This is a genomic window from Flavivirga sp. 57AJ16 (assembly GCF_028736925.1).
Classification (GTDB): Bacteria; Bacteroidota; Bacteroidia; order Flavobacteriales; family Flavobacteriaceae; genus Flavivirga.
Window position 1 is genome coordinate 199,570 of sequence record NZ_JAQZAT010000003.1, and the last position, 26,364, is coordinate 225,933.

The following is a 26,364-nucleotide window of genomic DNA, read 5'->3' on the forward strand; positions in this document are numbered from 1 at the left end:
TACAGAAAAAACATAAAACACAAAACAAAAAGTACGTAAAGCCTTACTAATACTGAATAAAGCGTAAAAAAATTCTAAATATTTTATTCAGAATTTTATTTTATAATCTATTTCTATAACACCACTTAAAGGGCGCTGATAATATCATATTTTGTAATAATTTGATATGTATTATCATTTAACTTTACCAATACGGCATTATTATCCCTGTCTATTAATTTAGAAATAGCTTCAATAGGTGTATTTTTACTAACTATTGGAAATGGCTTATGCATAACTTCCTTAATGGGCAAATCAGAAATATCCTTGTTTTCAATATATTTTCGTAACAGATCTGCTTCATCAACAGCTCCAACAAATCCCGACGAATCTTCAACTGGTATTTGGGAAATTTTATAGGTCTTCATACGTTCAATAGCATGAGACACTAATTCTTCTGTCTTTACCGTTATTAAAGGTTTGTCCAAATGATTATTAATAATGTCCTGGGCACAGGTTAGCTTATCTTCAATAAACCCACGATCACGCATCCACTCATCATTAAACATTTTACCAACATAACGGCTTCCATGATCGTGAAATAAGATCACCACCACGTCTTCTTTCTTAAAATGGTCTTTTAATTGAAGGAGCCCTTTTATAGCAGCGCCAGCAGAATTGCCAAGAAACATCCCTTCTTCTTTTGCTAATTTTTGAGTATAAATGGCAGCATCTTTATCTGTAACTTTGGTAAAACCATCTATAACACTGAAATCGACATTTTTGGGTAGAATGTCTTCTCCTATGCCTTCTGTTATATATGGATAGATCTCATTTTCATCAAACACTCCAGTTTCATGATATTTTTTAAAAACGGAACCATAGGTATCTATACCCCAAACTTTTACATTCGGGTTTTGCTCTTTTAAATATTTTCCAACTCCAGATATGGTACCTCCTGTTCCAACTCCTACCACAAAATGCGTTACTTTACCATCTGTTTGTTTCCAGATCTCTGGTCCCGTACTTTCGTAATGCGCTGCGGTGTTACTTAGATTATCATATTGATTTACATACCAGGAATTTGGTGTTTCTTCGGCAAGTCGTTTTGATGTTGAATAATATGATTTTGGATCTTCAGGTTCTACATTGGTCGGGCACACGACAACTTTGCTTCCTACTGCTCTCAAGATGTCCATTTTTTCCTTGCTCTGTTTATCGCTTATAACACAAATCATTTTGTAACCTTTTACTATGGCTGCTAATGCCAATCCCATCCCTGTATTTCCGGATGTGCCTTCAATAATGGTGCCTCCTGGTTTTAGTCGTCCGTCCGCTTCTGCATCTTCAATCATTTTTACAGCCATTCTATCTTTTACGGAATTACCAGGATTGAATGTCTCATATTTTGCTAAAACTAAGCACGGTAAACCTTCAACCAGTTTGTTTAATTTTACCAGTGGCGTGTTTCCAATAGTGCCCAATATATTTTCAGCGTATTCCATAGTATAAATTTACTAAAAAGTTTATTATTTATTATGTTATCGATTGTAATGGTTCCCTAATTATAAAGCGTTGCTCCACGCATAAAATAGTTTCTGAAAGGGAATTTAAAATATTAGTAATTCTTATTCGAACCTAATAGCTTTTACCGGAGATATTTTTGTAATAATATATGATGGTATTAAAAGCATAAGCAAACAGAGTACAAACGTACCAATATTTAACGCTAAAACATAACTAAGACTTACATAAACAGGCGCTTCTGCAACATAATATGTTTCCTCAGGCAATGTAATAATCTTAAAATATTTTTGGGTAAAAAGAAGCCCCAACCCAATGATATTTCCCCATAATAATCCACGAAAAATCAAGTACGTGGCATTATATAAAAATAGTTTTCGGATACTCCAATTGTTACTTCCTATAGCCTTTAATATTCCTATCATTTGAGTGCGTTCCAATATTAAAACAAGTAAGGCTGTTATCATGTTAATGCCTGCTACGAGTATCATGATACCTATAATGCCATAAATATTGGTATCAAAAATTTTAATCCAATCGAAGATCGAAGCATATTTATTGGTAATGGTTTCCGCATTAAGTACCGAGGGGATACTTTTATATATTTCTATACCTTTTTTATCAATTTCATCATAATCATCAATGAACACTTCAAAATTTCCAATTTGATCTTCCTGCCATCTATTAATACGCTGTATATGACGAATATTACCTATAATGTACTGCTTGTCCAGATCTTGAAATCCTGAATTATAAATACCGACAATATTAAAGGTTATAATATTTGGCAGTTTTTCTGGATCGTCCTTTGCAAATACCATTTGAAAATGTTCATTCACTTTAAAATCTAACCTTTTAGCTAAATATTGAGAAATTAAAACTTCTTCGCTCCATTTCTCTGTAAAGGTCGGCACCCTACCTTCTACTAAAAACTCTTCAAAATACTTCCAATCATAATCTGCTCCAACACCTTTTAAAATAGCACCTTCAAAATCGGTTTCGGTACGTATAATACCAAATTTAGTAGCCACTGCTTGAATATGACTAATACCTTCTACTTGCTTAAATTCCGGGTAAAAATCTTGTTCCCTTGAAATGGGAAAGACACTTTCTTGCGAATTATTGCTATCATAATTCATAATAACTACGTGTCCGTTAAATGCTACTACCTTATCACGTATCTTCTGCTGTAAGCCTATTCCCGTAGCAATCGCAATCATCATGACCACAATGCCAATAACAATTGCAGCGATACCAATTTTTATTATTGGTGCCGATATACTACTTTTATACGCTTTACTACCAATAATGCGTTTAGCTATAAAAAACTCGTAATTCAAATTATTCAATGAGGTTTAATGTTTTCAAAAATACAGTTTTATTATTTGTTTTTGTAATGATTTCTTGTGCTTCTAAAGCAAAAAGCAAAATAATCCTTAAAGATAGGGTACATCATACTGCAAAAAATGATAGTATCATTATTGTTGGTGCCAATCAAACGGGCACTTATTTATCACTATTAAAAGGAAAACGTGTTGGCATTGTTGCGAATCAAACTTCTGTGATTTTTAAGAAAAAAAAGAGGCAAGTTATTGGTGTTGATCCAAAAACCAATGAACGATCTTTGGACCGTATTGTCGAAAAAGATACCATAACTCATTTAGTAGATTCTTTATTATCCTTAAAAATCGACATAAAGAAAGTATTTTCTCCAGAACATGGTTTTCGAGGTCGTGTAGATGCCGGCGAATTAATTAAAGATGGTATGGATGCTAAAACCAACTTACCACTTGTATCTCTTTACGGAAAAAACAAAAAACCCACTAAGGACCAACTTGAAGGTTTAGATATTGTTGTTTTTGACATTCAGGATGTAGGTGTTCGGTTTTATACTTATATTTCTACATTGCATTATATTATGGAAGCTTGTTCTGAACAGGACATTCCCGTTTTGATATTAGATAGGCCAAACCCTAACGGCCATTATATAGATGGTCCTACTTTAGAAATTAAAAATAAAAGTTTCTTGGGAATGCATCCCATACCGTTAGTGCACGGCATGACTATTGGCGAATATGCACACATGATTAACGGAGAAAAGTGGCTGAAAGATGGCTCTCAATGCGAAATAACCATTATCCCTATAAAAAATTACACGCACGACACTTTTTATAGTTTGCCTATTAGGCCTTCGCCAAATTTACCAAACGATCAAGCTATAAAACTGTACCCTAGTCTTGGTCTTTTTGAGGGTACTAACATAAATGCCGGTCGCGGTACCGAATTTCAATTTCAACGATATGGCGCTCCTTTTCTAAATAAAGAGGTGCTCACTTATAGCTATACACCAATCTCTAATTTTGGCGCCAAATATCCTAAACACAAAAATGAGGTTTGCTATGGAGAAGATTTAAAAAATGAAGATATTAATGGAACAATGACTATTAAATGGATCATTAAAGCGTATCAAAACGCTACAGATAAATCCCTATTCTTCAATACAAATAATTTCACTAAGCATGCCGGAACGGACAAGCTGCAACAGCAGATTGAAGCTGGTTTAAGCGAAGCTGAAATAAAAGCTTCATGGCAAGATGATCTGGAGGTATTTAAAAATACCCGAAGCAAATATTTAATATACGATTAAATCATTATATATTTTGGAGCACTCAGGAGCTTTTATTCTTCTATGGAAGCGGTTGGTTTTCTATATTTCTGAAACGGTTGTTTCAATAAATCCTTAATATTACTATTCTCTTTTTCGTCTGGAAAAACATCAACCCCATAAATAATTTTATCGGTATCCAGTTTCATATACGTCCCGAAAAGCCGATCCCAAACAGAAAAGATATTTCCGTAATTAGAATCTGTATAGGGCAACTTATGGTGATGGTGTACTTTATGCATATCTGGAGAGACAATAATGTAGCTCAGCAAATTGTCTACCTTCTTAGGTAACTTAATATTCGCATGATTAAATTGCGTAGCCACAACGGACAACGACTGATATAGCATAACTAGAGCAATTGGCGTACCGATAATAAATATTCCCATAAGCGTAAAAACATAACGAATTAAGCTTTCTAAGGGATGATGCCTATTGGCAGTCGTTGTATCAACATGATGATCTGAATGGTGTACTAAATGTACCATCCACAATGGTTTCACTTTATGTTCTATTAAATGTGGTAAATACGCGCCTATACCATCTATTAAAAAGATTCCTAAAATACCGTATAGACCTATGGGCATTTCCGGAAGCCAATTAAGTATCCCAAAATTATTGGCCATTACCCAATCTGATGCTTTTAAAAATATAAAGGCTAAAGGAAGGTTTACGAGTATGGTTGTTAGTGTAAAGAATATATTAGGTATCGCATGTTGCCATTTTTTATAGCTAACCCCAAATAAAGGCACCATACCTTCAATAATCCAAAAGACGGTCAATCCTCCAACTATAATAATACCTCTATGTAACGAAGGTATTGTCTCAAAATAATTTAAAATAGCTTCCAATAGAATATTTTTACTAAATATACTTAATGAACTCATCCAAACTTTTATAATTGGGTAAAAATTGCCCTTTTGCACCCATTTTTTGTCTTTTTTTTATTCCGTAGCGATGCTATGCAACTCAAAAAAGTCTTCAACTGGTTACATAATGACTAATTTTTGCTTCAATCCAAAAAGTTTAAACGAGTTCATTTTATTCTTTTCTTCATATTCTCAACTATGTTAAAAGCTGCTGGACACATCGCTACATTTTTTAGTGTTAGATTTGATATTTGCTGAAACTTCTTTCTGTCTGTATGAGGGAATTCCCTACAGGCCTTTGGTCTTACCTCATAGATGGAACAATAGTTATCGGTCCCTAAAAAAGTACAGGGTACGGTTTGTAATACATGATCGTTATCTTCATCAATACGCAAATACTGACTTATAAACTGCTGTGGTTTTTGTTTAAAGTGCTTCGATATGCGTTCGATATCTTTATCTGTAAATAAGGGGCCTGTCGTTTTACAACAATTAGCACATTCTAAACAATCGGTACGCTCAAACTCATCGTCATGCAATTCCCGCATGATATAATCTAAATTCTTTGGTGGCTTCTTTTTTAGCTTTACAAAGAATTTTTTGTTCTCGTTATGCTTATCTTTGGCGAGCTTTGGAAGATTGCTAATAATGTCTTGCATGGTGTAAAAATAACAAACTTGTCATTCTGGAAGAAGTGAATGATATAAATTTTAAAATGCTATTGATTGTTTTCGATATGATACCAAATAAACTTTAAAATGAAGCTAATAATTCATTTCTATCGCGCACATATTTCATAATAAAACCATGTGCTCTGCTTGACTGGGTATAGAACCGTAGCTTAGATTTTATTATTCATCTGTGCTCGCTATATTCTAAATTATTTTACCCTCATTTTAAAATCCATTTGGTATGACTAATAGATTCCCGCTTTCGCGGGAATGAAAAAAATTTCTATGAAAGACCTTTTCGGACAAGCTTTATTAGATTATCAAAACGGCAACTATACGGAAGACATTGTTACCTCAACAAGTATTTCTGGTGAGGATATTTTACCCCTTCCCTATTTATTCCGCGATTTTAAAGACATGCCGAGCCTGGAACAAAAAGCTTTAAAACTAGCCAAAGGTCTTGTTTTGGATGTTGGTTGTGGTGCTGGTAGTCATAGTTTATATTTACAAAAAAAAGGCCTGAAGGTAAAGGCTATTGATATTTCCAAAGGGGGCATTGAGGTCGCAAAAAAACGTGGTGTTGTAGATGCTGAAGAAAAAAATATTTTAGATGAAACCAAATCCTTCGATACTATTTTACTTTTAATGAACGGTACGGGGATATTTCAAGAACTATCCCAGGTTTCAAAATATTTAACGCATTTAAAAAGTCTTTTAAATCCTGACGGACAAATTTTAATTGATTCTTCCGATATTAAATATATGTACGAAGATGAAGATGGTGGCTTTTGGGTAGATACTAATGCTGGTTATTATGGTGAACTTGATTATTTTTTAAGTTATAAGGGTAAAAAAGAAACCCCAATGAAATGGCTCTATTTAGATTTTGAAACTTTAAAACTGGCTTGCAATGCTACTGGTTTAGAATGTGAACTTGTTATAGAAGGAGCTCATTTTGATTATTTGGCGAGGTTAAGTCCTGCGAAGGCAGGAATCTTATAATTTAAAAGCATATTATTAATACAAACAAATTAAATTTAAAACAGTAATACCAATTATGAATTGAAATACGCTATTCAAACTCATTCATTAATTCGTTTTTTCTCTTTTCTCATCATTTCCATAGCTTAGGCTATGCAAATAACTCGCAGCTGGCTAAAACAAATAAGCAATATCGTTTTCTGTAGCTCATTTTAATTTATAATTGGTATTAAACAAAAAAGATGTTGAACTTGAATTAAATAAATTTGAAGGAAAATTAATTGAAGATTTAGAATTCAAAAAACAGCTTGAAGACCTTTAATGAGTAGTTTCAAACCTAGAATGTCCGATAATTTTAAAACCAAATAAGCAATCTTCCATAACTTGACCTAAGCCAATGTTATGAACTATCAAATGTCATTTTTCATCATTCGATTTTTTATCAATATTAATAAAGGTAAAAAATGATATGAAAAGTAATTTCTTTATAAATACAATAAAATGGTTTACTGTCATTCACTAGAACGACAAAGGATTCTGAAACAAGTTCAAAATATCATCATGAGATTCCCGCCTTCGTGGGAACTAAAAGTCGAATTTATAGGTAGCCCCTGCTAAAAACTGAATACTCTGCACGGGGAAATTTTGCCAACGCTGATATGCGTTGTTTGCAATATTATTGGCTTTTGCAAATACAGATAATTGGTCGTTGACATGATATCCTAAATGTGCATTAGCATCAAAATAACTGTCTAAAATGGTGGTAGATGGTGGATCTGGGACCAAAGAGCCTTCTAATACTAACTGATCTTTTCGTTCTCCAACATAAAATAAATTAGCACCAGCAAACCAATGTTCGTTTATCTGATAGTCTAAAAACAATGATCCTTTAACATCTGGCAAATTCCAAGCTTCTGCCTCATCATCTGTTGAGTAACTAAAGTACTCTGCTTTTAAGCCCAATTTAAAGTTTCTATTGACATCTACATTTATTTCTCCTGCAACTCCAAAAGTATCAACATCATCGTACACCATTCCAAACGAATTTCCATAATCATAATCATGCTGTGGTGATAGGTTTCTTATAACATTGGTCTTATAGAGTGCTTTATTTCTATCGGCTAAATAATGCCCACTAATATTATAACTCATATTACTGGACAGCTTTCCTTTCAAACCTATATAAGCATTGTATAATTGATCGGTTGGCATAATAAACAAAGTTGGAGACACAAAAGGGTTTTCGGTAGCAAAATCATAATATGAATTTTGAATTAAATCACCTTCAATCCCCCCATAGGCAATCAGTACATCATTCACCAATCTGTACGTTGCCGTCACATTAGGGTAAACATAAAATTTATTTTCTCCAGATTCTTTGTCATTTAAATAAAAAGCAGAAAAGCCCAAATCAACTGTTAAATCATCCTGCTTCATTTGATAAGTCGGAGAAATGCCCACTTGAAAGTTCCCATAGTTGAACTCTGTGTTTGTTGTATAGCTCCTATCAAATGTGCCTCCTAAATAATCAAATCTAATATCTGTAGAGATCTCCATATCATTAACGGGTACATCGATCTTCGCTTTAGCCGTAAATCTATTTTCTCCTGAGCCCTGATTATCCCCAAAACGTCTAAAAAAGAAACTTCCCGAATTAATATAGGTGTCTTCAAAAGTAATATCACCTCCAAAATGAGCACTAAAAAAAGAATGTTCTTCATCAATACCATTTGTACTTGCTGCTACAATTTGAGATTCTGGTACGCCATACCAATTATAGGTTTGGTGTTTAAAGCCACCTTCTACATTCCATGCCAAATATCTTAATCGACTCGAATAATTCACATTGATTTTAGAATTGGAAAAATTATCGTCGAAAAATAAATCTTCAATGCCTCCTTGGGACGAGTGATGACTTATATAACCTCCTACACTTTCTGTTCTACTAATGGCATGATTTAAATATACTTCTCCTAAAATAGTCGTATAAGTGCCGACCCCTAAAGTGGCATAATTATCGAATAGCCTGGTTGGTTTTCTTTTTTCAACAACTGCAGCTTTTCCTTTTGCTGGTGTAAATGTTGATGCCACTGGAAATGAAAAAATATTGTACTTAATTTCCTTTTTGGTTTCGGTAGTCTCATCTTCTAAAGACGGCACCTCTTTTACCTTAAATGCATCAGATATTGTTGGTGTATATGGTTTTACGACATCTATAACCCCCGTATTGATGGTATCGTTTATTTTATCTTGTGAAAATGAAACTGTGGTACTTAAAAATATTACCGCAATTAATATATTTTTTATGTGCTTTCGCATACTAATTGAATTTACGATTTACGATTGATGATTTACGATTTTTTTATTAATATTTAATGAGTTTCAATAGAAACAAAACTGAACACTGTCACTGATTACTGCAAACTTTTCAATCCTCTTCTGGTTGAACAGATGAATTGGTTTTGGCTTCTTCTATTTTTATTTTTCTTAACTCATCTTTTGCTTTGGAAACCACATCGTCAAACTCGGCAAAGTTTTTAATAACGCTTTCCAGAATATACGTCGCTTGAAACGCATCGTTTAAAGCATAAAAGTTCTTGGCCATCAGCACCAAACCTTTAGCACTATAATATTTATAGCCTGAAAAATCCTTTGCTAATTTTTGAACTGATTTGTTAGATGATTCATAATGGCCTTCTTTGTTCTTGAAATAAGCATTATAGTATAAAGCCTCTGCAGCTGTTTCCCCTGTAGCTACTTTTTCTACTTTGGCATAAGCCGTTTTAGCTTTATCTTCTTCCCCAGTTTTTATAGCTGAACGTGCTATAATAATATGAGCGTCACTTTTTATTTTATTATCAATTTTTGAGCTTCCCAATACTTTTTCTGCATAAGAAACGGCTTTGTCGTAATTTTCCAATTGATAATTTGCTTTCATCAAATTAGACTGGGCAAATATGACGTTTTGTGGAAAATCTGCTTCTCCTTCAAGTCTTAACAATAATGGTATGGCTTTATTCCAGTTTTTAGCTTCTAAAAAGTGCTGGGACAAACGGGATAGTGCTTCTTCTGTATATTCGTTTCGGGAAGCTTCCACGATATATTTATAATGGGGTGCAGCATTTTCTGTTAAATCCTTTTTGTAATATAATTGTGCTATATAAAAATGCGCCTGTAATGCATGTAGCCCGTTAGGAAACTCGTTTAAATAGCCATTAAACTGCTTAATCGCCTTGTCCGTATTATTATCCAAATATTGTTTTTCGGCTGCTTCGTATGTGGCATTATCCAAGTCTGTATCCGTGACCTCCACATAATCCAAAGTTCGGACCCAAGTGGCATAATCATCAACACGCCCTAAATCTATATAAATTAATTTGGCAGTTGCAACACCTTGCACTGCCTCGGGGGTCCCAGGATAATCACCTGCTACCTTTTTAAATTTAGTTAAAGCACGTTCATTTTCACTTCCGTTATAATAAACCAGCCCTTGGCGAAGCAAAGACTTTGGGACAAACGAACTCATTTTATATTCTGAATTTAAACGGTTGTAAATTGCCATGGCTTTATCCGTTTCATTCACTTTCACATATGAGTTACCGAGTTCGTACATAGCATCATCTCGCAATTTTGATTTGGGGTATTCTAAAATAAACTGTTCTAGTTCTTTTATTTTTTTTGAAGTTTGCCCACTATAACCAGTACTTATTGCTTTTTGAAAAAACGGATAATCAGATTCGATTTCATTTATCTTAATAGCATTATTATAGGCATTAATGGCACTTTTATATTCACTAGACACGAAATGCCCATCTCCCAATCGTAAGTAAGCATCGTTCAATCTTACCTTGTCCTCTTTTTTATTGGAAATAAATTGATTAAAATGCAGAGTCGATTGGTCATAATTTTTCAACTTAAAATAGGTATAGGCCAAATTATAATCTATATTTTCAATTTCTGGGGTTGATGAAGATGATGGCTCTTGCTGAAATTGTTTAAAGCCAATCAAGGCATCATCGTAATTAGTTAAATTATAGTCGGTTTCTGCTTTCCAAAATGTTGCTCGAGCGGTATATTTAGGGTCTCTTGGTTCTTTTAAAGATTGATCAAAAAGCGATTCTGCCTCTAAATAATTATTATCATTATAAAGCTCTAAACCTCTATAAAATGCTACTTTTTGGTAGGCTACTTTATTTTCGAAACTCTTTTTCCCTTCTAATAATTTAAGGGCTTCTTTATAATTTTTTGATGTGATATAGGAGTCTATTAAGAGTGTCTCTATTTCTTCCTTATAACTTGTATCTGGATATTTATCTAAATAACCCGCTAAAACCTGAGGGGCTGGTTGATAAGGGTTTCCTATTTCGTAACTAATCTTAGCATAATTTAACCAGGCATCTTCCTGAATTTTTAAATCAAAATCCATTTGGGAAGCATATCTAAAGGCATTCAACGCTTCTTGTTTTTTATCTAGGTTGATATAACTTTCCCCTAAATGATAATAAGCATTCTGAGCAATGGAGTTGTTTCCACCAATTATTTTATTAAACTCCGAAATGGCATTTTCATAATCTTTTTGTTTATAATATGCATAGCCTAATTGGTAAAAGTCCGTATTGTTCCATTTACCTCTTTTCCCCTTATATTCGGTTAAATAAGGAATGGCTTCTGCATACTTCTCTAAATTAAAATAGCTTTCTCCTATTATTTTTGATAATTCCGATACTTCATCTGCATCACTATCATCTAACCTATTTTTGGCCAATTCAATAGCTTTTTCAAAATTTCCTAATTTAAAATTCAAATCTGCCTGATAATAAGATAGCTTTTCTTTGTAACGCTCTTGGTCACTTACTTGATCAAAATACTCGTTGGCTCTATCATAGTCATCACCTTCATAAGCCATAAAGCCTATATAATACTTCGCTTGTGATCCAAATTCCTGAGAATTTTCTACGCGTGTTAAATATTTTTTTGCTTCTTTATATTGTTTGGCATTAAACGCTGAATAACCATTATTGAAATTGTATTTCTCCTTCTCTTTTCTACTTAAAGCATTTTCATCAACCTTATCATACCATTTCCTTGCATGTGCATATTTAGAATTCTCAAAGTAATAATCGGCTACATCTACATAAGCCGTATTTCGTTTGGTACTCGTTGGGTAATCTTCTACAAAATCCTCTACCAACTGGTCGGCGTTTTGCTGATTTAGACGTACGGCGCAATTAGCGATATAGTATGTACAGTCAGACTGTAAAATTTCTTCTTTAGCTGTTTTTTTTACATTTCCAAATAAAGATTGAGCTGCAAGGTACTGCTGATTGTTATAAAGGGATAAGGCTTTTTGATAATCAACTAAATTGCTGGTATATGTGGCAGATTGCTGTGCTATAATATGTAAACTAAAACTAATAGCCACCAAGAGGGAAACAAAGTTTTTTTTAGTCATTAACGATTCGTTTTTTAATTTAAGATCAAAGATAAATAAAGGATTTTGTTTTTAATTTAAAGATGAAAAACAAAATATTTTATTTTGGATTCCCGTTTTAAACGGAAAAGGCAAATTCAATGGAAATCTCGATGCCATACATCAAGAAATTATTTTTTATTGAATATGAAACTTATAACGTAATAATCGTGCCATAATTATATAATGGCTTATTAAATGTTTAAACTTACTTGAAAATATGTAAAAGCTCAGCCTCCTCTCTTAGCTTTATGTTTCAGTATCTCCCAATCCTAAAATACTAAAGAAAAAACTAAAAAGCATTAATTGAATGCCCATCGCAATTATTATTGAAGACGGGATTGTTATTTTTAAAATATTGCTTGTTTCTTGGCAAAAATTAAAAGACAAAAACATAAAAGTTATACCGACGACAAACATAAGAAGACCAACAAACAAACCTTTTTCTAAAGTAAAATATTTAAACAATTTGTTATAATTTTTTCCTCTTGGGATTAAATTATGATTTGTTGCATAAATTTTTGTCAAGGCAAAAAACAAGACAAACTGAAAACTAATTAAAAACAAAGATGTAGCACAAGGCAACCACACAAAATAATGATTATGAGAATTTCCCATTATATATATTGTAAAAAACAAGCCTATTGCCATACATATCAAACCTGGAATTAAAAACAGCCATTTTGGGCTATATAATAGTAGAAACCTTAAGTGTCTCCAGCCATCAGGAAAAGTTCGTAAATGAGCTTTTCGTGTTCTTCCTGATGGAAAAACTGTAGTTGGTACTTCAATAGTTTTTAAATTTAACATCGAAGCTTTTACAACAATTTCTGAGGCAAACTCCATTCCTGTAGTTTTCAATTCCATTCTATCATAAGCTTCCTTGGTAAAACCTCTAAGTCCACAATGAAAATCTCCTACATTAGTTCTAAAAAATAAATTCCCTATAAATGTCAATACGGGATTACCTATGTATCGATGTAAAAAAGGCATAGCATTATCCAATTTATCACCTTTAAAACGATTACCTATTACAAATTGATATCCAGAACGCAATAAATCTACAAAAGGCATCAGATTTTCTAAATCGTGACTGTCATCTGTATCTGCAGTAATTATATATTTTCCATTGGCATTACCAATTGCTGCGCGAGTAGCACTTCCATAACCTTTTACGCTTACGTCAATAACCTCAGCCCCTAATCCCATTGCTATTTTTTGAGAACCATCCACACTACCATTATCACCTATAATAACTTCTCCCGATATATTATTTCTTGTTAAAAAATTAAAAGCTTTTTTAATACAGCTTTCAATTGTTTCTGCCTCATTTAAACATGGCATAACGATGGACAACTCAATTGACATTTAAGTATTTTTTTAAAATAGGATCTAATAATAAAACTATAGTCATACCAATTATCCAATCAAAATAAAATGTATATCTAATTATTGAATGTACCGCTATAGCCACAATTAAACTATTTGCAAGTTTTAATATTACAGCAATCGATAAAAAAGCAAACCTGTTGTCCTTAAATACAAAAACCAAGCTAAAACATAATATCATGAAAGTTAAAAAAGCCCCTGACCTTCCTCCTAAACCTTTTTCAATGCTCTTAAGTAACATTCTAAACCATAGTTTGAAATTCGCCTTTAATAAAGGAAAAAACATTTTGGTGGTAACTTCGTCAACTTTATATTGTTGTTCATATTCAGTCCTAAATCCATGTTTTCTATAATATTCCATATTAGATTCATGTATTGAAGCGTTACAAATTTTTGTGAAATTTTCATCAAAAAAATCATAATCATCTTTACGGTTTGAAATTGCAAAGTCTCTAGTTATTTCTTTAGATTCTAGTATTTGAAATGTTCTAGAAAAAAACGATTTCTGCTCCTCTGTCTCAAAAATTTCAATGTCACTACTTTTAGCAATATAAAATGGTGCAGAAATGCAATGTACATAAGTCATTGCATAGTTTTTATTTTGGTCAAATACTAATTTATAATAAACTCTTTCCGAACAGCTAACTATAACTGGAACTAAAGCAAGCACTATTATTAGTAGACCTCCTATTTTATAGTTTTTTGTTGTGTAGATCATATATACTAAAGCGAGAAGCAAAACTGGAAGAAAAGCAACAAACTGTCCTCTAGTAAACTGCAAAATACCCAGTAATATTATTGCCCTTAACAACCAACCAAAATCATTCTTCATTAAAGAATTAAACAAACACCCAATGAAAAACAAAAGCATGGGAAATGTCAAGGATTCGGATAAAACCCTGTTTACTGATGGGTACCAATATACACCATTTGCTAAAAATATTAATTGCAAAATTAAAATTGCAACTAATGATATTCTCAAATTTTTGTATAAAATTCTTAACAAAAACCTTATTGATAAAACCAGAAACGAATATTGGGCAAGTAATAAAGGCAGCACATAATGTGCTTTAAATGTACTCGTAAAGACTTTTAAAAAAAGAGAATATACTGGAGACCTATTAATCAGCATATCCATATGCGCATAACTATCTGGCAAATAAATAGGACCTTTTAAAGCAACAACTAAGCCAAATAACACATAGATTGTTGAATTTATCATTAAATACCCTTTTGGGAACCTCATAAAATTAATGTTAACGAAAGAATGAATAAAAATACTGTTTTAATATCAAAAAAAACGAAATAATATTCATCTATAATATTTTTTCATTTTCTTTGTTCAATTCTTAAAAAATAATGCTCTATGTCATTTCCTATTCTACAATTAAAAAATGCATCCATTTACCAAGGAGACAATCTAGTACTTTCAAACGTTAATGTTGAAATTAACAAAGGAGATTTTGTATACTTAATTGGAAAAACTGGAACGGGCAAAAGTAGTTTTATGAAAACGCTTTATGGTGACTTACCTTTAACCGAAGGAGAAGGTCATATTGTAGATTATGATCTAAAGCACCTTAAAGAAAAAGACATCCCTTTTTTAAGACGAAAATTAGGGGTTGTTTTTCAAGACTTTAAATTACTAACCGATAGAACTATTAATGACAATTTATTGTTTGTTTTAAAGGCTACGGGTTGGAAAGACAAAACAAAAATGGATACCCGGGTTGAAGAAGTTTTAGCTAAGGTAGATATGAAAACTAAGGGTTTTAAATTTCCACATGAACTCTCTGGTGGTGAACAGCAACGTGTGGCCATAGCCAGGGCTTTGCTTAATAACCCTGAGCTTATTCTTGCCGATGAGCCTACAGGGAATTTAGACCCACAAACCAGTGTAGAGGTTATGGAAGTACTGCAAGACATTAATAAAAATGGCAATACCATTTTAATGGCCACTCATGATTATGCTTTATTACTTAAGTATCCTAGTAAGACTTTAAAGTGTGATGAGAATGCGGTTTATGAGGTGGTGCAGCGGAAAGGGTAAAACTGCCTGAAGTTAATCAAGCAGTTTTTTAGTTACCTCATTTTTTAGTTTTTAATACTTCTATTTCTTTTTTAAGATCTATCACGTATAAAGTAAGTTCCTCTATTTTTTGTAATAATAGCTTATTCATTTCTCCTAATTTAACACCATTTTCTTTTACCTCTTCGGCACTTGGTATGTCTTTTAAATGGCCATTTTCCTTAATATAGCTTTCTACTTCTTTTAAAGTTGGTAAGTTGTAATTTTTTGCAAAGACAAAATCTGCCCAAGTTGTATAAACTTTAACCTCATGCGCTCTTACTTTGCCTTCAACAGATAGCCTGTATGTATCTGAACCGTCAATGAAAGAAGTTGTTCCAATTCCTATATTACTGTTTGTTAAAATATTGCCTTCTATTAGGGCACTACCTTGTTTCACTATTAATTTATGTTCTACTGGCCATACGTTTACTCCACCAATAACAAAATAACTATCTGGCTTATCTAAACTGGCAAATGTATACTGATCTCCTGGGTCATAAATTTGAAAAACATCATTTTGTTCTTTTCCAAATATCTTAAAAGATGTTGCCCCACCTTCATATGCATGTAATCTGAATCTAGCCTTGTCGTTTCTATCTTCAATATGAAACCAAACAAAAGGCTTTGAATTGAGGTTGGATTGGGGAACATCATAAAAACCAAAAAGATCTCCTCCTGTGCTATCAACTCCAGCCCTAATTAGAGCTGTTCCCTCTCCCCAATCATTATTTGGAAACACATGTCCGTTAGGCAATGTATTTATAAACCAACCTTGCTTTCCTTTTATAGAACCATTTACTTCAAATTTAAAAGGTGAGTTGGCTGCAGGAGTAATACCAATACCTATATTGCCAGATAAATCTGTATTACCTGAACCATCTGCCATTGTACCGTTTTCATCTGTAACTTGTGAGTAAGAAAATGTAGTTATTAAAATACTTAATAAGAATAATTTTTTCATGATATTTAAAGTTTAAAATTAGGAAGAATTAAACTATAAAATAATTTATTCATACAAATAAATAAAACACCATTTTATTGGTAAATACTGTTTTTTAAAAAAATATTGCTGTGGTAAATCCGTAACCTAAATAAACGCTATTAACTTAAATCTAAGAAAAAAAAGACCATTATTCAATTAATTCTTTATTTTTGGGAAACGTAAATAACCGTAGATTTTTAATGTTAATCACCTTTTTAACAGAAAATTATGTGTGATGAAAATGCGGTTTTTGAGGTGGTGCAGCGGAAAGGTTAAAAAGACTAAAAATGCGAATAATAACTTGGGATGACTTTATAGAGACTTATACCAAAATACATCAAAGAGGTCTTAATTTTATCATATCTAAACTAAACTTTAGCTCTATTAAAAGAACAGTAAGTGCCTTTAATGATGACAATATTAAATCTGCCAATTGATCAATCCCTATTCCCAAACATCAAATAATATATATCAATAAAACTTTAAATATTATTACTAAAGAATATAGACAACGATTTAAACTAAACTCTTTATAAAAATAAAGTTTATGGATCTGGGCTTTTAAGAATGATTATTGCAGCCCCCTCAGAATGTATTGAATCTGAAAATATTATACCTCTATTCATAAATATTATAAGACCGAGCATCAAGTAAATCTAGATGGCAATATACTTATGACTGCATTAAAAGGTCTTTCACATCATCTTATTGAATTAAACGAAGAAAAAGAGAGTGTTCTTAAAAAATTGTTTGAAATAGAAGGTGATTATCTAATAACTATATCCAAGTGACTATATTTTTGGTATTTATAAAAATAATATATCTCATGATTAAAACAATAATATAGAAGTTATCTTGACTTTTTGAGAAAAAATTGGGATTTTATCCTTATAAGAAAAGTTTTAGAGTTTCGTAGTATCCCTATGAAGCAATAAGGTATAAAAGCGTATTTTGCAGCTAATTAATAAAAGTTTAAATCACTTCATTAAAATAATCTCTATATCATATACACCACATGAAAATTATATGTATTAGCGCCTTAGACAAATTTTCTCGCTTTTTTTTAAAATTAGGTGAAGTATTAAATTCTAATAGTCCAACAAAACTTTATATTTATAGTCTTCACTTTAGTGGATTTCTATATCCCTTTATTCGATTAAAATTCAGTTCCTGGATTTCTATAAAATCTTGGTTTTTTGCTATTAAAAATAAAAAAAGATATGTTCAAATCATAAAGAATGAAACAACTTATAAAGGTATAAACTTCAAAAAGATTATTAAATATCATTCAAATTTAAACAAGTCCACATCAGTACAAAATTTATTACTACAGGCTTTAGCTTATATTGATATTTTTGAATTAACAATTCTAAAAAAATCTCCAGATATAATTATTTTAACAGGTGATTCTAAGCTTAGTATAGAAGCTTGCACAGCCTTGGCAAAAAAGCATCATATAAAAACTTATTTTATTGAACAAGGCCCTTTTAATACCACTATTTTTGATTCAGAAGGTGTTAATGCCAATTGTTCTATTAGAAAGTTTAAATTAAAAAATGGTATAACTCTTACTAAACGACAAAAAAACGATGTTTATAATTTTATTGACAGACCCATACCTCTAAAATATAAAAGGTCTCCTATTTACAGAGGCTTAGACTTTACCTTGCATGTATTATTAAATAAAAGTTACCTATACCCACCTGATTTAAAATTTATTGATACATTTCCTTCATTCAATTTTTCAAAAACTTCAAAAACTAATTTTATGATAAAAACCGATAAAAATATTAAAATATGTTTATTAATTTTACAAGTACCAATGGATGTTAATATGATATATCATAGCCCTTATTTTAAAAGCCATCTTAGCATTGTTAAAACAATTCACAAAAACCTTCCTGAAAACTCAAGACTTATTTTACGAGAGCATCCAGTTTATAAAGGTAAATATGAAGAGGAATTATATGAATATAGTAAAAACCATAATATCTCCTTTGATACAATTACCTCTTTGAAAAACAGTTTAAAACTTGCAGATATTATTATTGTAAATAATTCTACAGTAGGTATTGAAGCCATCGCAATGAAAAAGTCAGTTGTAGTTTTAGGGAATTCTTATTATGACAACCCTAAAATATGTACCAAATACAATCAACAAGGTAACTTAAAACAAATACTTAGTAATGCTTTAGATTTTATACCTAAGAATAAAAATATTGATGCTTTTCTATACGAATTTATTTTTAATCACTTAATACCTGGCTTTATTTCTGACAAAGAATTAATAGCTGCTAAAATTATTTCTGAAAAAATTTCAAATAAAATTAACTAACCTCTTTATACATACCCAATAGATATTATTAAATAAAAACCGAACACTTTATGCCTTTTTTCTCAGTCATTATACCTCTATATAATAAAGAAAAATTTATTGGGAACACTTTAAACAGTGTTTTAAATCAAAGTTTCGAGAATTTTGAAGTTATAATCATCGATGATGGCTCAACGGATAAAAGCCTAGAGAAAGTTAAACAAATTTCTGATAGGAGAATTACCATCTATACTCAAAATAACTTAGGTGTTTCCAGAGCAAGAAATCTAGGAATAGAAAAAGCAAAAAGCAAATATATCTCATTATTGGATGCTGATGATATTTGGAAGCCAAACCATTTACAGGAACATTTTAACAATATTAAAAAATTTCCTTTTGGAAGTTTATTTTGCAATGCTTATGAACTTAAATTATCTAAAACATGTATTATAAAAGCTATTTACAATACTGAAAAAAAAGATACTCCACATGTTATTAATAATTATTTTGAAGCAAGCACTATTCATCCAATAGGATGGACTTCTGCAATTGTCTTTAACAAAAATGATTTTTATGATATCGGAGTATTTAACCCAGAATTTACTTCAGGTCAAGACCTTGACTTATTAATTAGGTTTGGACTGAAAAAGATGATTATTTTCAATCCAACTATCACTTCCTGTTATGATAAAACTGTGATGTGGAGTTTATCTAAAGAAAATCACCAAGAAAGCAAACGAGCTTTGTTTAACAGTTTTAAAACAGAAGAAAACACCAATAAATCTTTAAAAAAGTATTTAAATCTTAATCGCTATTCTCTTGCTATTCAATGTAAGCTTGTTAAAAATAAAAGAACCTTTAAAAAATTATATCCAGAAATTGATAAATCACTTCTTAATTTAAAACAAAAATTGCTTTTAATCACCCCTTATCAATTAGTGATTTTAATAAAAAAAGTTCATTTAGCATTAATTAAAAACCATATTTATATTTCATCTTACAAATAATAGAAAATCTTCGTAATCTCTAATATAATCTTCTTCTTTAAAAGTATCCGATGCAAATACTAAACAGATGGCTCCAGAAGAAAAATTTTCTAATTCTCTCCAAACTCTTGTTTTAATTAACAATCCTCTATCTGGCTTGTTAAGTGTTATCTTTTTCTTTGTCTTTCCATTATCTACAATAACGTCAAAACTTCCACTCAACGCTATCAAGAATTCTTGTTGCTCTTTATGAGCATGACCTCCTCTATAAGATGTACTTGGAACATCATATAAATAATATACCCGATTAAATTTGAAAGGCAAGAATTGTTTTTCTATTACAGACAAATTCCCACGTCCTTTTTTATCTATAATTTTTGGGATATCAATTATGTAAAAATTATTGACTTCTTTATTCATAGGTTTATTTTAACGTTTTTCCGAGCCTAATTTCACTAACCTTTTATATTCTTTTATTCCTTTTAAGCCAACACGATATTTAGGTATTATCTCTCTAAAAGCAATCCGTTTTCTTTTACAAATAAAAAGTAAATGTTTCAGTAGTCTTGGGTAGGCTAAAACACCTGAGTATTTATAAAATATAGCGCTTAAAGCGTATATAACCCTATCACTTCCAACAGCCTTTCCCGAACTATATAAGTTATGGGACAAAATTACTTTTGGTTCGAAATACACATTCAAATTAGCTTTAAGAGCATTTCTTAAAAAAACATATTCATCTGCATTCTGAAATATAGCTCCTAATCCAAAATGTTGATTAAACCCTACCTTATGAAATTTTAAACGCTCTGTTCTAAATGTTAAAGTAACAGAATTAACCGTTTTAATTGTCTTTTTATTATGTATGGTTATATTAGGATAAGCTTTAAATAACTTACCTGCATCATCAATCATTTGAAATGTAACAACATCGGCTTCACTTCTCTTTGTATAGGTATCTAAAATTATTTCTTTAAAATTCTTTTGATATTTGACATCATCATCTGCTATTAAGCAAACTTCTCCTATAGCATTTTTAATAGCCAAATTCCTACTTTTTGATAACCCCTTTTCGAAAGAATTTATAATTCTTATATTAGTGTATCCAGATTTTAAGAGCTTATCATTAGAGGTTTGATTTACTATAAGAATATTGTAATTTAAAAAATTATCTTCTGGAAACATTTCAGCCAAAAAAGACAATGACGTTCTATACATTGTGGATAGTAATATTTCAAAATCATATTCTTTTTTCCCTATCTTAATCATTAACAGCTATCTTTGATAACAAATATATATATTATTAATGAAAATATTATTGATTGGTGAATATAGTAGGTTACATAATTCATTAAAAGAAGGTTTGATAAAAAATGGCCATAAGGTTGTTTTAGTAGGATCTGGTGATGGTTTTAAAAATTACCCTGTCGATATTAATATTGGTTCACAAATATTGAACAATAAACTTTTATTATTTATTACAAAATCCATTAATAAAATTTCAGGAATAAATTTAATACATCTAGAAATTGCCCTTCGTTTTTATGCTATTTTACATAAACTTAAAGAGTTTGACATTGTGCAACTTATTAATGAAAATAGCATAAAAACTAACCCAACACTAGAAATATGGCTTTTAAAAAAACTTATAAACCAAAATAAGAAACTATTTCTTCTATCTTGTGGAACTGATTACACAAGTGTTAAATACGCTTTCGATAAAAAATTAAGATATTCAATATTAACGCCACTTCACAATAATTCAACACTAAAAAAGCATTATAAACCTATTTTAAAGTATATAACGAAACCTTTTTTTAAGCTACATACTTTTCTTTTTGAAAATATCGAAGGAGTCATTAGCTCTGATTTAGATTATCATATTCCTTTAAAAAACCATCCAAAATATTTAGGTTTAATACCTAACCCTGTTAATACTGAACAATTAAATAACACTATAATTAATAGTTTAAATAAGATTAATATTTTTCATGGCATTAATAGTATGAATTATATAAAAAAAGGAAATGTTTTTTTTGAAGACGCTCTAGCTATCATTCAAAAAAAATATCCAAATAAAATAAACATTACTAGTATTGAAAACACCCCCTATAATGATTATATAAAATCATATAACAACGCCCATATATTTCTAGATCAGGTATATGCTTATGATCAAGGATATAATGCTCTTGAAGCTATGGCCAAAGGCAAAGTGGTTTTTACAGGTGCCGAAAAAGAATGGTTAGAGTATTATAACTTAGAGGAAAACTCCATTGCTATTAATGCTTTACCCAATGCGGATAAAATAGCCGAAAAGCTTGAATGGCTGATTTTAAATCCTGAAAAGATTATTGAAATTTCTAAAAATGCCAGAAATTTTATAGAGAAAGAACATAACCATTCCAAAATTGCAACAAAATATTTAAATACCTGGAAAGTCGGTTTGTAATAACTTTACAACTCTCGTATAATGTTAGCTGGTACTCCAGCAATTATGACATTTTTTGGACATGATTTAGTTACGACCGAACCACTTGCTATTACAGAGTTTTCTCCTATAGTTATTCCTTTCAAAATAGTAACATTGTTGCCTATAAAAACATTTTTTTCTATGATGACATCTTGTGGATTCAAATCAATTTCCTTTCTTTTATCAATTTGCAAATTATGAAATGCACTGTCAATTATATGACAATTAAACCCTATCAAAGTATTATCTTCAATAGTAATGCTTTTTTCTGAAATTATAGAAAAACCATTATTAATATGAATATTATTACCAAACTTAATGTATGATTTTTTTGTTCTTGCCTCAATATAAGCATAGCTATTATAAAAATAAGGAGAATTTATCACACCAATACTCACATTATCGCCAAAACTAATATTCCCACAACCTCTTAAAACCACAGGTTGATAAGACAGATAAGTTCCACTTACAGCCATATTAGTTGTATAAAAAGAATATTTCACTTTTCTACAATACAAGAATATTTTAGCAAATAATCTCTTAACCATTTTGTCTATACCAATACTTAAATTTAAGAAATCTTACTTTGGTTATCAAAACTTCTGGCAACTAAAAAACAAACAATAACCAAAATAATAATACTTCTTATAAAATGTGCAATTACCACTCCTTCTGCCCCATATAAAACTATAAAGTTTTTAGATAAAAAGTAAAATAATCCTAATGATATTAATTCTGTTATTATAAAACTCTTAACCATTTTTTTTGCTAAGAACTGATGAGCAACTACTAAAGTTGCCAAACTAATAAAGTCCCCTAATAATTGCCATTTAAATAATGGTTCTAGCCCTGCAAAATTAGGATAAATAATTGCAATTATTTGTTCTCTTAAAGTATAAACCACCAACATTCCTATTCCAAAAAGAGGAAGCAAGGTTTTATAAATATAAAAAACTTCATATATAAAAGCATGCTTACTGTATATTCTAGCGAATTTAGGCACAACATATAGCGAAAACAGACCAGAAGAAAATGTCATATAATTTTTAGAAATAAAACTCATAGCCGTCCAATAACCTGCTTCATTTATATGTATTTTTTTAGTTATCATTGTTCTAATATCCAATTCAATATAATTTAGCAATGCTGTTGATACAAAAGACATTAAAGCAAATGCCAATAATTCTTTTGCAAAAGGAATTTTAAATGCTAAGTCTTTAACTTTTATTAGTTTCTTGAGAGTTGATCCAAAAATATAGAGAATAATAACTAATTGAATTATTGGTGTTATTACAATTGAAAATAGAACACCTTCTAGTTTATAAAAATAAAGGCAAACTAAAAGTATTGTAGCAGACAAAATATAACTTAATAAATCAATTTTTGCATATTTTTTATAATCTGAAAGTCCATTTAATATACCTTGAAAAGCCCTATTAATCCCTATAACCAAAGGTAATAAAGCCAGAAGCTTTATAATATTTACAAATTCCAAACTTCCAAACAACTCGATAGTGATCCAAGAAGCATAAAAAAAAACGGTTAAAGATGTTACAATAGACCCTATAAAAACGAATGTAAAAGTTGTCTTAAATAAATCTTTAAGGCGTTGGTTATCGTCTCGAAATTCAGAAACATATTTTATAACACCGTTAAATATACCTAACGAAGCGGTGCTCATTAGGATTTGGATTAAATTTCTGAGTTGTCCAATTTGAGCAATTCCTATTTCACCAACAGTTGTTGACAATACTCTTTGAATAACTAAAGAAACTGTTAATCTTATAGATATTACAATAACATTTAAAGATGTTATCTTTAAAAGAAGATTACTTTGCAATATACTTTTTAAATCTTTCAAAATCTGATCAACCTGAACTTGCGATACTCTAAATTTTAGTACTGATTTATAATGCTTATAATGCTTTTAACTTCTTCTTGGGTCAGTATTGGGTTATTAGGTAAACTCAATATTTCTTTATGAATCTGTTCTGTAACAGAAAACCTACAATCTTTATATTCTTTATAAGCTGGTTGTTTATGTATAGGGATTGGATAATGAATAAAAGTTTCAACCCCTTTTTTATGTAAATAATCTTTAAGTTGGTCTCTTTTTTTACTTCTAATAACAAAAAGATGAAAAACATGTTGATTTATATCTTCAAGAAATGGCAATATAACATTACTTGAATCAATATTATCAAAATAGCATTGAGCTATAGTCCTTCTTTTATTGTTGTCAGAATCTAAATACTTCAATTTTATTCTTAAAAAAGTGGCTTGCAATTCATCTAATCGGCAATTATACCCCTTCAAGTCATTTTTATAAGTAGATACTCTTCCGTAATTTCTTAATTTAAAAACAACATCTGCCAATACTTTATTATTGGTAGTTATCGCTCCCGCATCACCCAAGGCACCTAAGTTTTTAGTCGGATAAAAACTAAATGCTGCAGCATCTGAAACATTCCCGGATTTTCGTCCATCAGAAAAAGTGGCTCCATGTGCTTGAGCAGCATCTTCTACTAACAGTAAGTTATATTTTTTAGATATTTTTTCCAATTGTTCAATATTATATAACCGCCCATATAAATGAACTCCCAAAATTGCCTTTGTTTTAGAAGTAATGGCCTTAACAACTTCCTCTGAATTAATATTATATGTAGTCATATCAGGTTCTACCAAAACTGGTCTAAAGCCCAAATTGCTAACTGCCAAAACAGAAGCAATATATGTATTAGCTGGAACAATAATTTCGTCACCATCATTAAGAACACCAAGCATTTTATATGCCTTTAATATTAATTTAATTGCATCTAACCCATTACCAACACCAATACAGTATTTCACTCCACAATAAGCAGCATATTCCTTTTCAAAAGCTAAAACCTGTTCATCTAAAATATATTTGCCAGAATTCAAAAAATCGTTAAACTTTTTTCTAAACACTTCATCAAACCTCTTATTAATTGACCTTAAATCCAAAAACTTTATCATAACATGATATGATTTAACTTATTATAACCATTAACGTTAATTCTGTAAAAATTTTGTGTTATGACTTTAGCTCCAAAACCTTCTTTCCAAAACAACAATCCTTTATTAATATTTCTTCCCTGATTTTCATTAGAAGTACCAAAGTCAAAATATGCTTTATTTTTAAATTTCTTTTTGATTAAATACTCATGCAAAAAATCTAAGCTTCCCAATGTATTTTTATAACTATTAGCTGATATATACTGAGCATGTGCAACTTTCTTCGTTTCAAAAATAGTTACACCAGCAACTATATCATCATCATGATACACATTAAATTGTCTTATATTTTCTGGAAACCTATTCTTAAGCAAAGTGATTTCTGTTAAACTATGAACTGGATCCGTTTTATATTTTGATTTTAAGTTCGGAATAAGAATATCATCCCAAAACTCTTTTAAGCTATCTACTTCTCTAATTTCTAAATTATTTTTTTTTCCTCTATTACAACCTTCAATTCTACTTTTAGTAAATTTAATTTGTTTTCCTAAATCAACAACCGATAATATATTGGTTTGAATTAATTTTGCTTCCAATATAAACATTAAACAATTTATATCATCACTTGGTAACTCAGTATAGATATAAGGTATTACTTTTATTTCCAGAGTCAAAAAACCATAATCATCCAAAGTTTCCAGAAGTACCTTAAAACTTTTTATAAAATCTTGAAATTTCAACTTTTTCCCAACTACAAATCCCCCATAAGTTAGACCTTGATGTGAAAATAATCGATTGTCTAATTTATTAGCTGGTAAAACTGCTATTAGATGATCATTTTTAAAAACCATTAACGAAAAATCCTCAAATCTATCTTGATGGTATTCCATAAAATCCCTATGAAATAAAAAAGTGGCATTTTTTGCGTTCAACACAAAAGCATTCCATTCCTCATAGTACAAAGAAGAATATTTAACTACCTTATAATTTCCCATTTAGGCTATGCTTTTAATT

At 30.6% G+C, this 26,364-nt stretch carries 22 protein-coding genes; 7 read left to right on the forward strand and 15 right to left on the reverse strand.

Annotated elements, in window-relative coordinates:
• Positions 1-125: 125 nt before the first annotated feature.
• Both PQO00_RS04860 and PQO00_RS04865 read right to left on the reverse strand, forming a co-directional pair.
• Complete coding sequence (locus PQO00_RS04860; protein ID WP_274183698.1) at positions 126-1,484, reverse strand: pyridoxal-phosphate dependent enzyme; 1,359 nt, start codon at positions 1,482-1,484, stop codon at positions 126-128.
• 123 nt (positions 1,485-1,607) lie between these two features.
• Positions 1,608-2,843: an ABC transporter permease gene (locus tag PQO00_RS04865; RefSeq protein WP_274183699.1), complete on the reverse strand. Its 1,236-nt coding sequence runs from the start codon at positions 2,841-2,843 to the stop codon at positions 1,608-1,610.
• 8 nt (positions 2,844-2,851) lie between these two features.
• Between PQO00_RS04865 and PQO00_RS04870 the strand changes: the two genes are divergently transcribed.
• Complete coding sequence (locus PQO00_RS04870; RefSeq protein WP_274183700.1) at positions 2,852-4,150, forward strand: DUF1343 domain-containing protein; 1,299 nt, start codon at positions 2,852-2,854, stop codon at positions 4,148-4,150.
• Between the two features lie 32 nt (positions 4,151-4,182).
• Here the strand turns inward: PQO00_RS04870 and PQO00_RS04875 are convergent, their stop codons facing one another.
• Positions 4,183-5,019, reverse strand: a complete 837-nt coding sequence (locus tag PQO00_RS04875) for a sterol desaturase family protein (protein ID WP_274183791.1) — start codon at positions 5,017-5,019, stop codon at positions 4,183-4,185.
• A 185-nt stretch (positions 5,020-5,204) separates the two neighbouring features.
• The gene (locus PQO00_RS04880; protein ID WP_274183701.1) at positions 5,205-5,696 is read right to left on the reverse strand and encodes a YkgJ family cysteine cluster protein; all 492 of its coding nucleotides are present in this window, start codon (positions 5,694-5,696) and stop codon (positions 5,205-5,207) included.
• Positions 5,697-5,993: 297 nt separating this feature from the next.
• On the opposite strand from PQO00_RS04880, the gene PQO00_RS04885 reads away from it, so the two are divergent.
• Positions 5,994-6,710 (forward strand): bifunctional 2-polyprenyl-6-hydroxyphenol methylase/3-demethylubiquinol 3-O-methyltransferase UbiG, encoded by a 717-nt coding sequence (locus PQO00_RS04885; protein WP_274183702.1) that lies wholly within the window; start codon positions 5,994-5,996, stop codon positions 6,708-6,710.
• 564 nt (positions 6,711-7,274) lie between these two features.
• Here the strand turns inward: PQO00_RS04885 and PQO00_RS04895 are convergent.
• From PQO00_RS04895 to PQO00_RS04910, 4 genes are all read right to left on the reverse strand, one after another.
• On the reverse strand, positions 7,275-9,008 hold the full coding sequence (locus tag PQO00_RS04895) for a TonB-dependent receptor (RefSeq protein WP_274183703.1): 1,734 nt from the start codon (positions 9,006-9,008) through the stop codon (positions 7,275-7,277).
• Positions 9,009-9,117: 109 nt separating this feature from the next.
• On the reverse strand, positions 9,118-12,141 hold the full coding sequence (locus tag PQO00_RS04900) for a tetratricopeptide repeat protein (RefSeq protein ID WP_274183704.1): 3,024 nt from the start codon (positions 12,139-12,141) through the stop codon (positions 9,118-9,120).
• A 267-nt stretch (positions 12,142-12,408) separates the two neighbouring features.
• Positions 12,409-13,527 carry a glycosyltransferase family 2 protein gene (locus PQO00_RS04905; protein WP_274183705.1) on the reverse strand — a complete coding sequence of 373 codons (1,119 nt, stop codon included), beginning with the start codon at positions 13,525-13,527 and terminating at the stop codon, positions 12,409-12,411.
• Positions 13,517-14,770, reverse strand: coding sequence for a hypothetical protein (locus tag PQO00_RS04910; RefSeq protein ID WP_274183706.1), 1,254 nt, complete (start codon positions 14,768-14,770; stop codon positions 13,517-13,519). The genes PQO00_RS04905 and PQO00_RS04910 overlap by 11 nt, the downstream gene beginning before the upstream one ends.
• Positions 14,771-14,914: 144 nt before the next feature.
• On the opposite strand from PQO00_RS04910, the gene PQO00_RS04915 reads away from it, so the two are divergent.
• The gene (locus tag PQO00_RS04915; protein ID WP_274183707.1) at positions 14,915-15,598 is read left to right on the forward strand and encodes a cell division ATP-binding protein FtsE; all 684 of its coding nucleotides are present in this window, start codon (positions 14,915-14,917) and stop codon (positions 15,596-15,598) included.
• A 37-nt stretch (positions 15,599-15,635) separates the two neighbouring features.
• On the opposite strand, the gene PQO00_RS04920 is transcribed toward PQO00_RS04915, so the two are convergent.
• Positions 15,636-16,580 carry a hypothetical protein gene (locus tag PQO00_RS04920; protein WP_274183708.1) on the reverse strand — a complete coding sequence of 315 codons (945 nt, stop codon included), beginning with the start codon at positions 16,578-16,580 and terminating at the stop codon, positions 15,636-15,638.
• A 308-nt stretch (positions 16,581-16,888) separates the two neighbouring features.
• On the opposite strand from PQO00_RS04920, the gene PQO00_RS04925 reads away from it, so the two are divergent.
• From PQO00_RS04925 to PQO00_RS04935, 3 genes are all read left to right on the forward strand, one after another.
• On the forward strand, positions 16,889-17,038 hold the full coding sequence (locus PQO00_RS04925) for a hypothetical protein (protein ID WP_274183709.1): 150 nt from the start codon (positions 16,889-16,891) through the stop codon (positions 17,036-17,038).
• A gap of 578 nt (positions 17,039-17,616) precedes the next feature.
• A complete protein-coding gene (locus PQO00_RS04930; protein WP_274183710.1) occupies positions 17,617-18,936 on the forward strand; it encodes a hypothetical protein in 1,320 nt (439 codons plus the stop codon).
• A gap of 50 nt (positions 18,937-18,986) precedes the next feature.
• Positions 18,987-19,922: a glycosyltransferase family 2 protein gene (locus PQO00_RS04935; protein WP_274183711.1), complete on the forward strand. Its 936-nt coding sequence runs from the start codon at positions 18,987-18,989 to the stop codon at positions 19,920-19,922.
• Here PQO00_RS04935 and PQO00_RS04940 read toward each other — a convergent pair.
• Both PQO00_RS04940 and PQO00_RS04945 read right to left on the reverse strand, forming a co-directional pair.
• Positions 19,908-20,321, reverse strand: coding sequence for an FdtA/QdtA family cupin domain-containing protein (locus tag PQO00_RS04940; RefSeq protein WP_274183712.1), 414 nt, complete (start codon positions 20,319-20,321; stop codon positions 19,908-19,910). The two genes, PQO00_RS04935 and PQO00_RS04940, sit on opposite strands and share 15 nt — an antisense overlap.
• A 9-nt stretch (positions 20,322-20,330) precedes the next feature.
• Entirely contained in the window at positions 20,331-21,170 is an 840-nt protein-coding gene (locus tag PQO00_RS04945; RefSeq protein WP_274183713.1) for a glycosyltransferase family A protein, read from the reverse strand.
• Positions 21,171-21,207: 37 nt separating this feature from the next.
• Between PQO00_RS04945 and PQO00_RS04950 the strand changes: the two genes are divergently transcribed.
• Positions 21,208-22,353, forward strand: a complete 1,146-nt coding sequence (locus tag PQO00_RS04950) for a glycosyltransferase (RefSeq protein WP_274183714.1) — start codon at positions 21,208-21,210, stop codon at positions 22,351-22,353.
• 5 nt (positions 22,354-22,358) lie between these two features.
• Here the strand turns inward: PQO00_RS04950 and PQO00_RS04955 are convergent, their stop codons facing one another.
• From PQO00_RS04955 to PQO00_RS04970, 4 genes are all read right to left on the reverse strand, one after another.
• A complete protein-coding gene (locus PQO00_RS04955; protein ID WP_274183715.1) occupies positions 22,359-22,850 on the reverse strand; it encodes an acyltransferase in 492 nt (163 codons plus the stop codon).
• Between the two features lie 95 nt (positions 22,851-22,945).
• Positions 22,946-24,235 (reverse strand): O-antigen translocase, encoded by a 1,290-nt coding sequence (locus PQO00_RS04960; protein ID WP_274183716.1) that lies wholly within the window; start codon positions 24,233-24,235, stop codon positions 22,946-22,948.
• Positions 24,236-24,270: 35 nt separating this feature from the next.
• On the reverse strand, positions 24,271-25,371 hold the full coding sequence (locus PQO00_RS04965; RefSeq protein ID WP_274183717.1) for a DegT/DnrJ/EryC1/StrS aminotransferase family protein: 1,101 nt from the start codon (positions 25,369-25,371) through the stop codon (positions 24,271-24,273).
• Positions 25,368-26,345: a GNAT family N-acetyltransferase gene (locus tag PQO00_RS04970; protein ID WP_274183718.1), complete on the reverse strand. Its 978-nt coding sequence runs from the start codon at positions 26,343-26,345 to the stop codon at positions 25,368-25,370. The genes PQO00_RS04965 and PQO00_RS04970 overlap by 4 nt, the downstream gene beginning before the upstream one ends.
• Positions 26,346-26,364 lie beyond the last annotated feature (19 nt).

Bases quoted from the DNA above. Each gene is read 5' to 3' on its own strand.
- PQO00_RS04860 (WP_274183698.1), bottom strand. From the start codon at position 1,484: ATGGAATACGCTGAAAATATATTGGGCACTATTGGAAACACGCCACTG.
- PQO00_RS04870 (WP_274183700.1), top strand. From the start codon at position 2,852: ATGAGGTTTAATGTTTTCAAAAATACAGTTTTATTATTTGTTTTTGTA.
- PQO00_RS04880 (WP_274183701.1), bottom strand. From the start codon at position 5,696: ATGCAAGACATTATTAGCAATCTTCCAAAGCTCGCCAAAGATAAGCAT.
- PQO00_RS04885 (WP_274183702.1), top strand. From the start codon at position 5,994: ATGAAAGACCTTTTCGGACAAGCTTTATTAGATTATCAAAACGGCAAC.
- PQO00_RS04895 (WP_274183703.1), bottom strand. From the start codon at position 9,008: ATGCGAAAGCACATAAAAAATATATTAATTGCGGTAATATTTTTAAGT.
- PQO00_RS04900 (WP_274183704.1), bottom strand. From the start codon at position 12,141: ATGACTAAAAAAAACTTTGTTTCCCTCTTGGTGGCTATTAGTTTTAGT.
- PQO00_RS04905 (WP_274183705.1), bottom strand. From the start codon at position 13,527: ATGTCAATTGAGTTGTCCATCGTTATGCCATGTTTAAATGAGGCAGAA.
- PQO00_RS04910 (WP_274183706.1), bottom strand. From the start codon at position 14,770: ATGATAAATTCAACAATCTATGTGTTATTTGGCTTAGTTGTTGCTTTA.
- PQO00_RS04915 (WP_274183707.1), top strand. From the start codon at position 14,915: ATGTCATTTCCTATTCTACAATTAAAAAATGCATCCATTTACCAAGGA.
- PQO00_RS04920 (WP_274183708.1), bottom strand. From the start codon at position 16,580: ATGAAAAAATTATTCTTATTAAGTATTTTAATAACTACATTTTCTTAC.
- PQO00_RS04925 (WP_274183709.1), top strand. From the start codon at position 16,889: ATGCGAATAATAACTTGGGATGACTTTATAGAGACTTATACCAAAATA.
- PQO00_RS04930 (WP_274183710.1), top strand. From the start codon at position 17,617: ATGAAAATTATATGTATTAGCGCCTTAGACAAATTTTCTCGCTTTTTT.
- PQO00_RS04935 (WP_274183711.1), top strand. From the start codon at position 18,987: ATGCCTTTTTTCTCAGTCATTATACCTCTATATAATAAAGAAAAATTT.
- PQO00_RS04940 (WP_274183712.1), bottom strand. From the start codon at position 20,321: ATGAATAAAGAAGTCAATAATTTTTACATAATTGATATCCCAAAAATT.
- PQO00_RS04945 (WP_274183713.1), bottom strand. From the start codon at position 21,170: ATGATTAAGATAGGGAAAAAAGAATATGATTTTGAAATATTACTATCC.
- PQO00_RS04950 (WP_274183714.1), top strand. From the start codon at position 21,208: ATGAAAATATTATTGATTGGTGAATATAGTAGGTTACATAATTCATTA.
- PQO00_RS04955 (WP_274183715.1), bottom strand. From the start codon at position 22,850: ATGGCTGTAAGTGGAACTTATCTGTCTTATCAACCTGTGGTTTTAAGA.
- PQO00_RS04965 (WP_274183717.1), bottom strand. From the start codon at position 25,371: ATGATAAAGTTTTTGGATTTAAGGTCAATTAATAAGAGGTTTGATGAA.
- PQO00_RS04970 (WP_274183718.1), bottom strand. From the start codon at position 26,345: ATGGGAAATTATAAGGTAGTTAAATATTCTTCTTTGTACTATGAGGAA.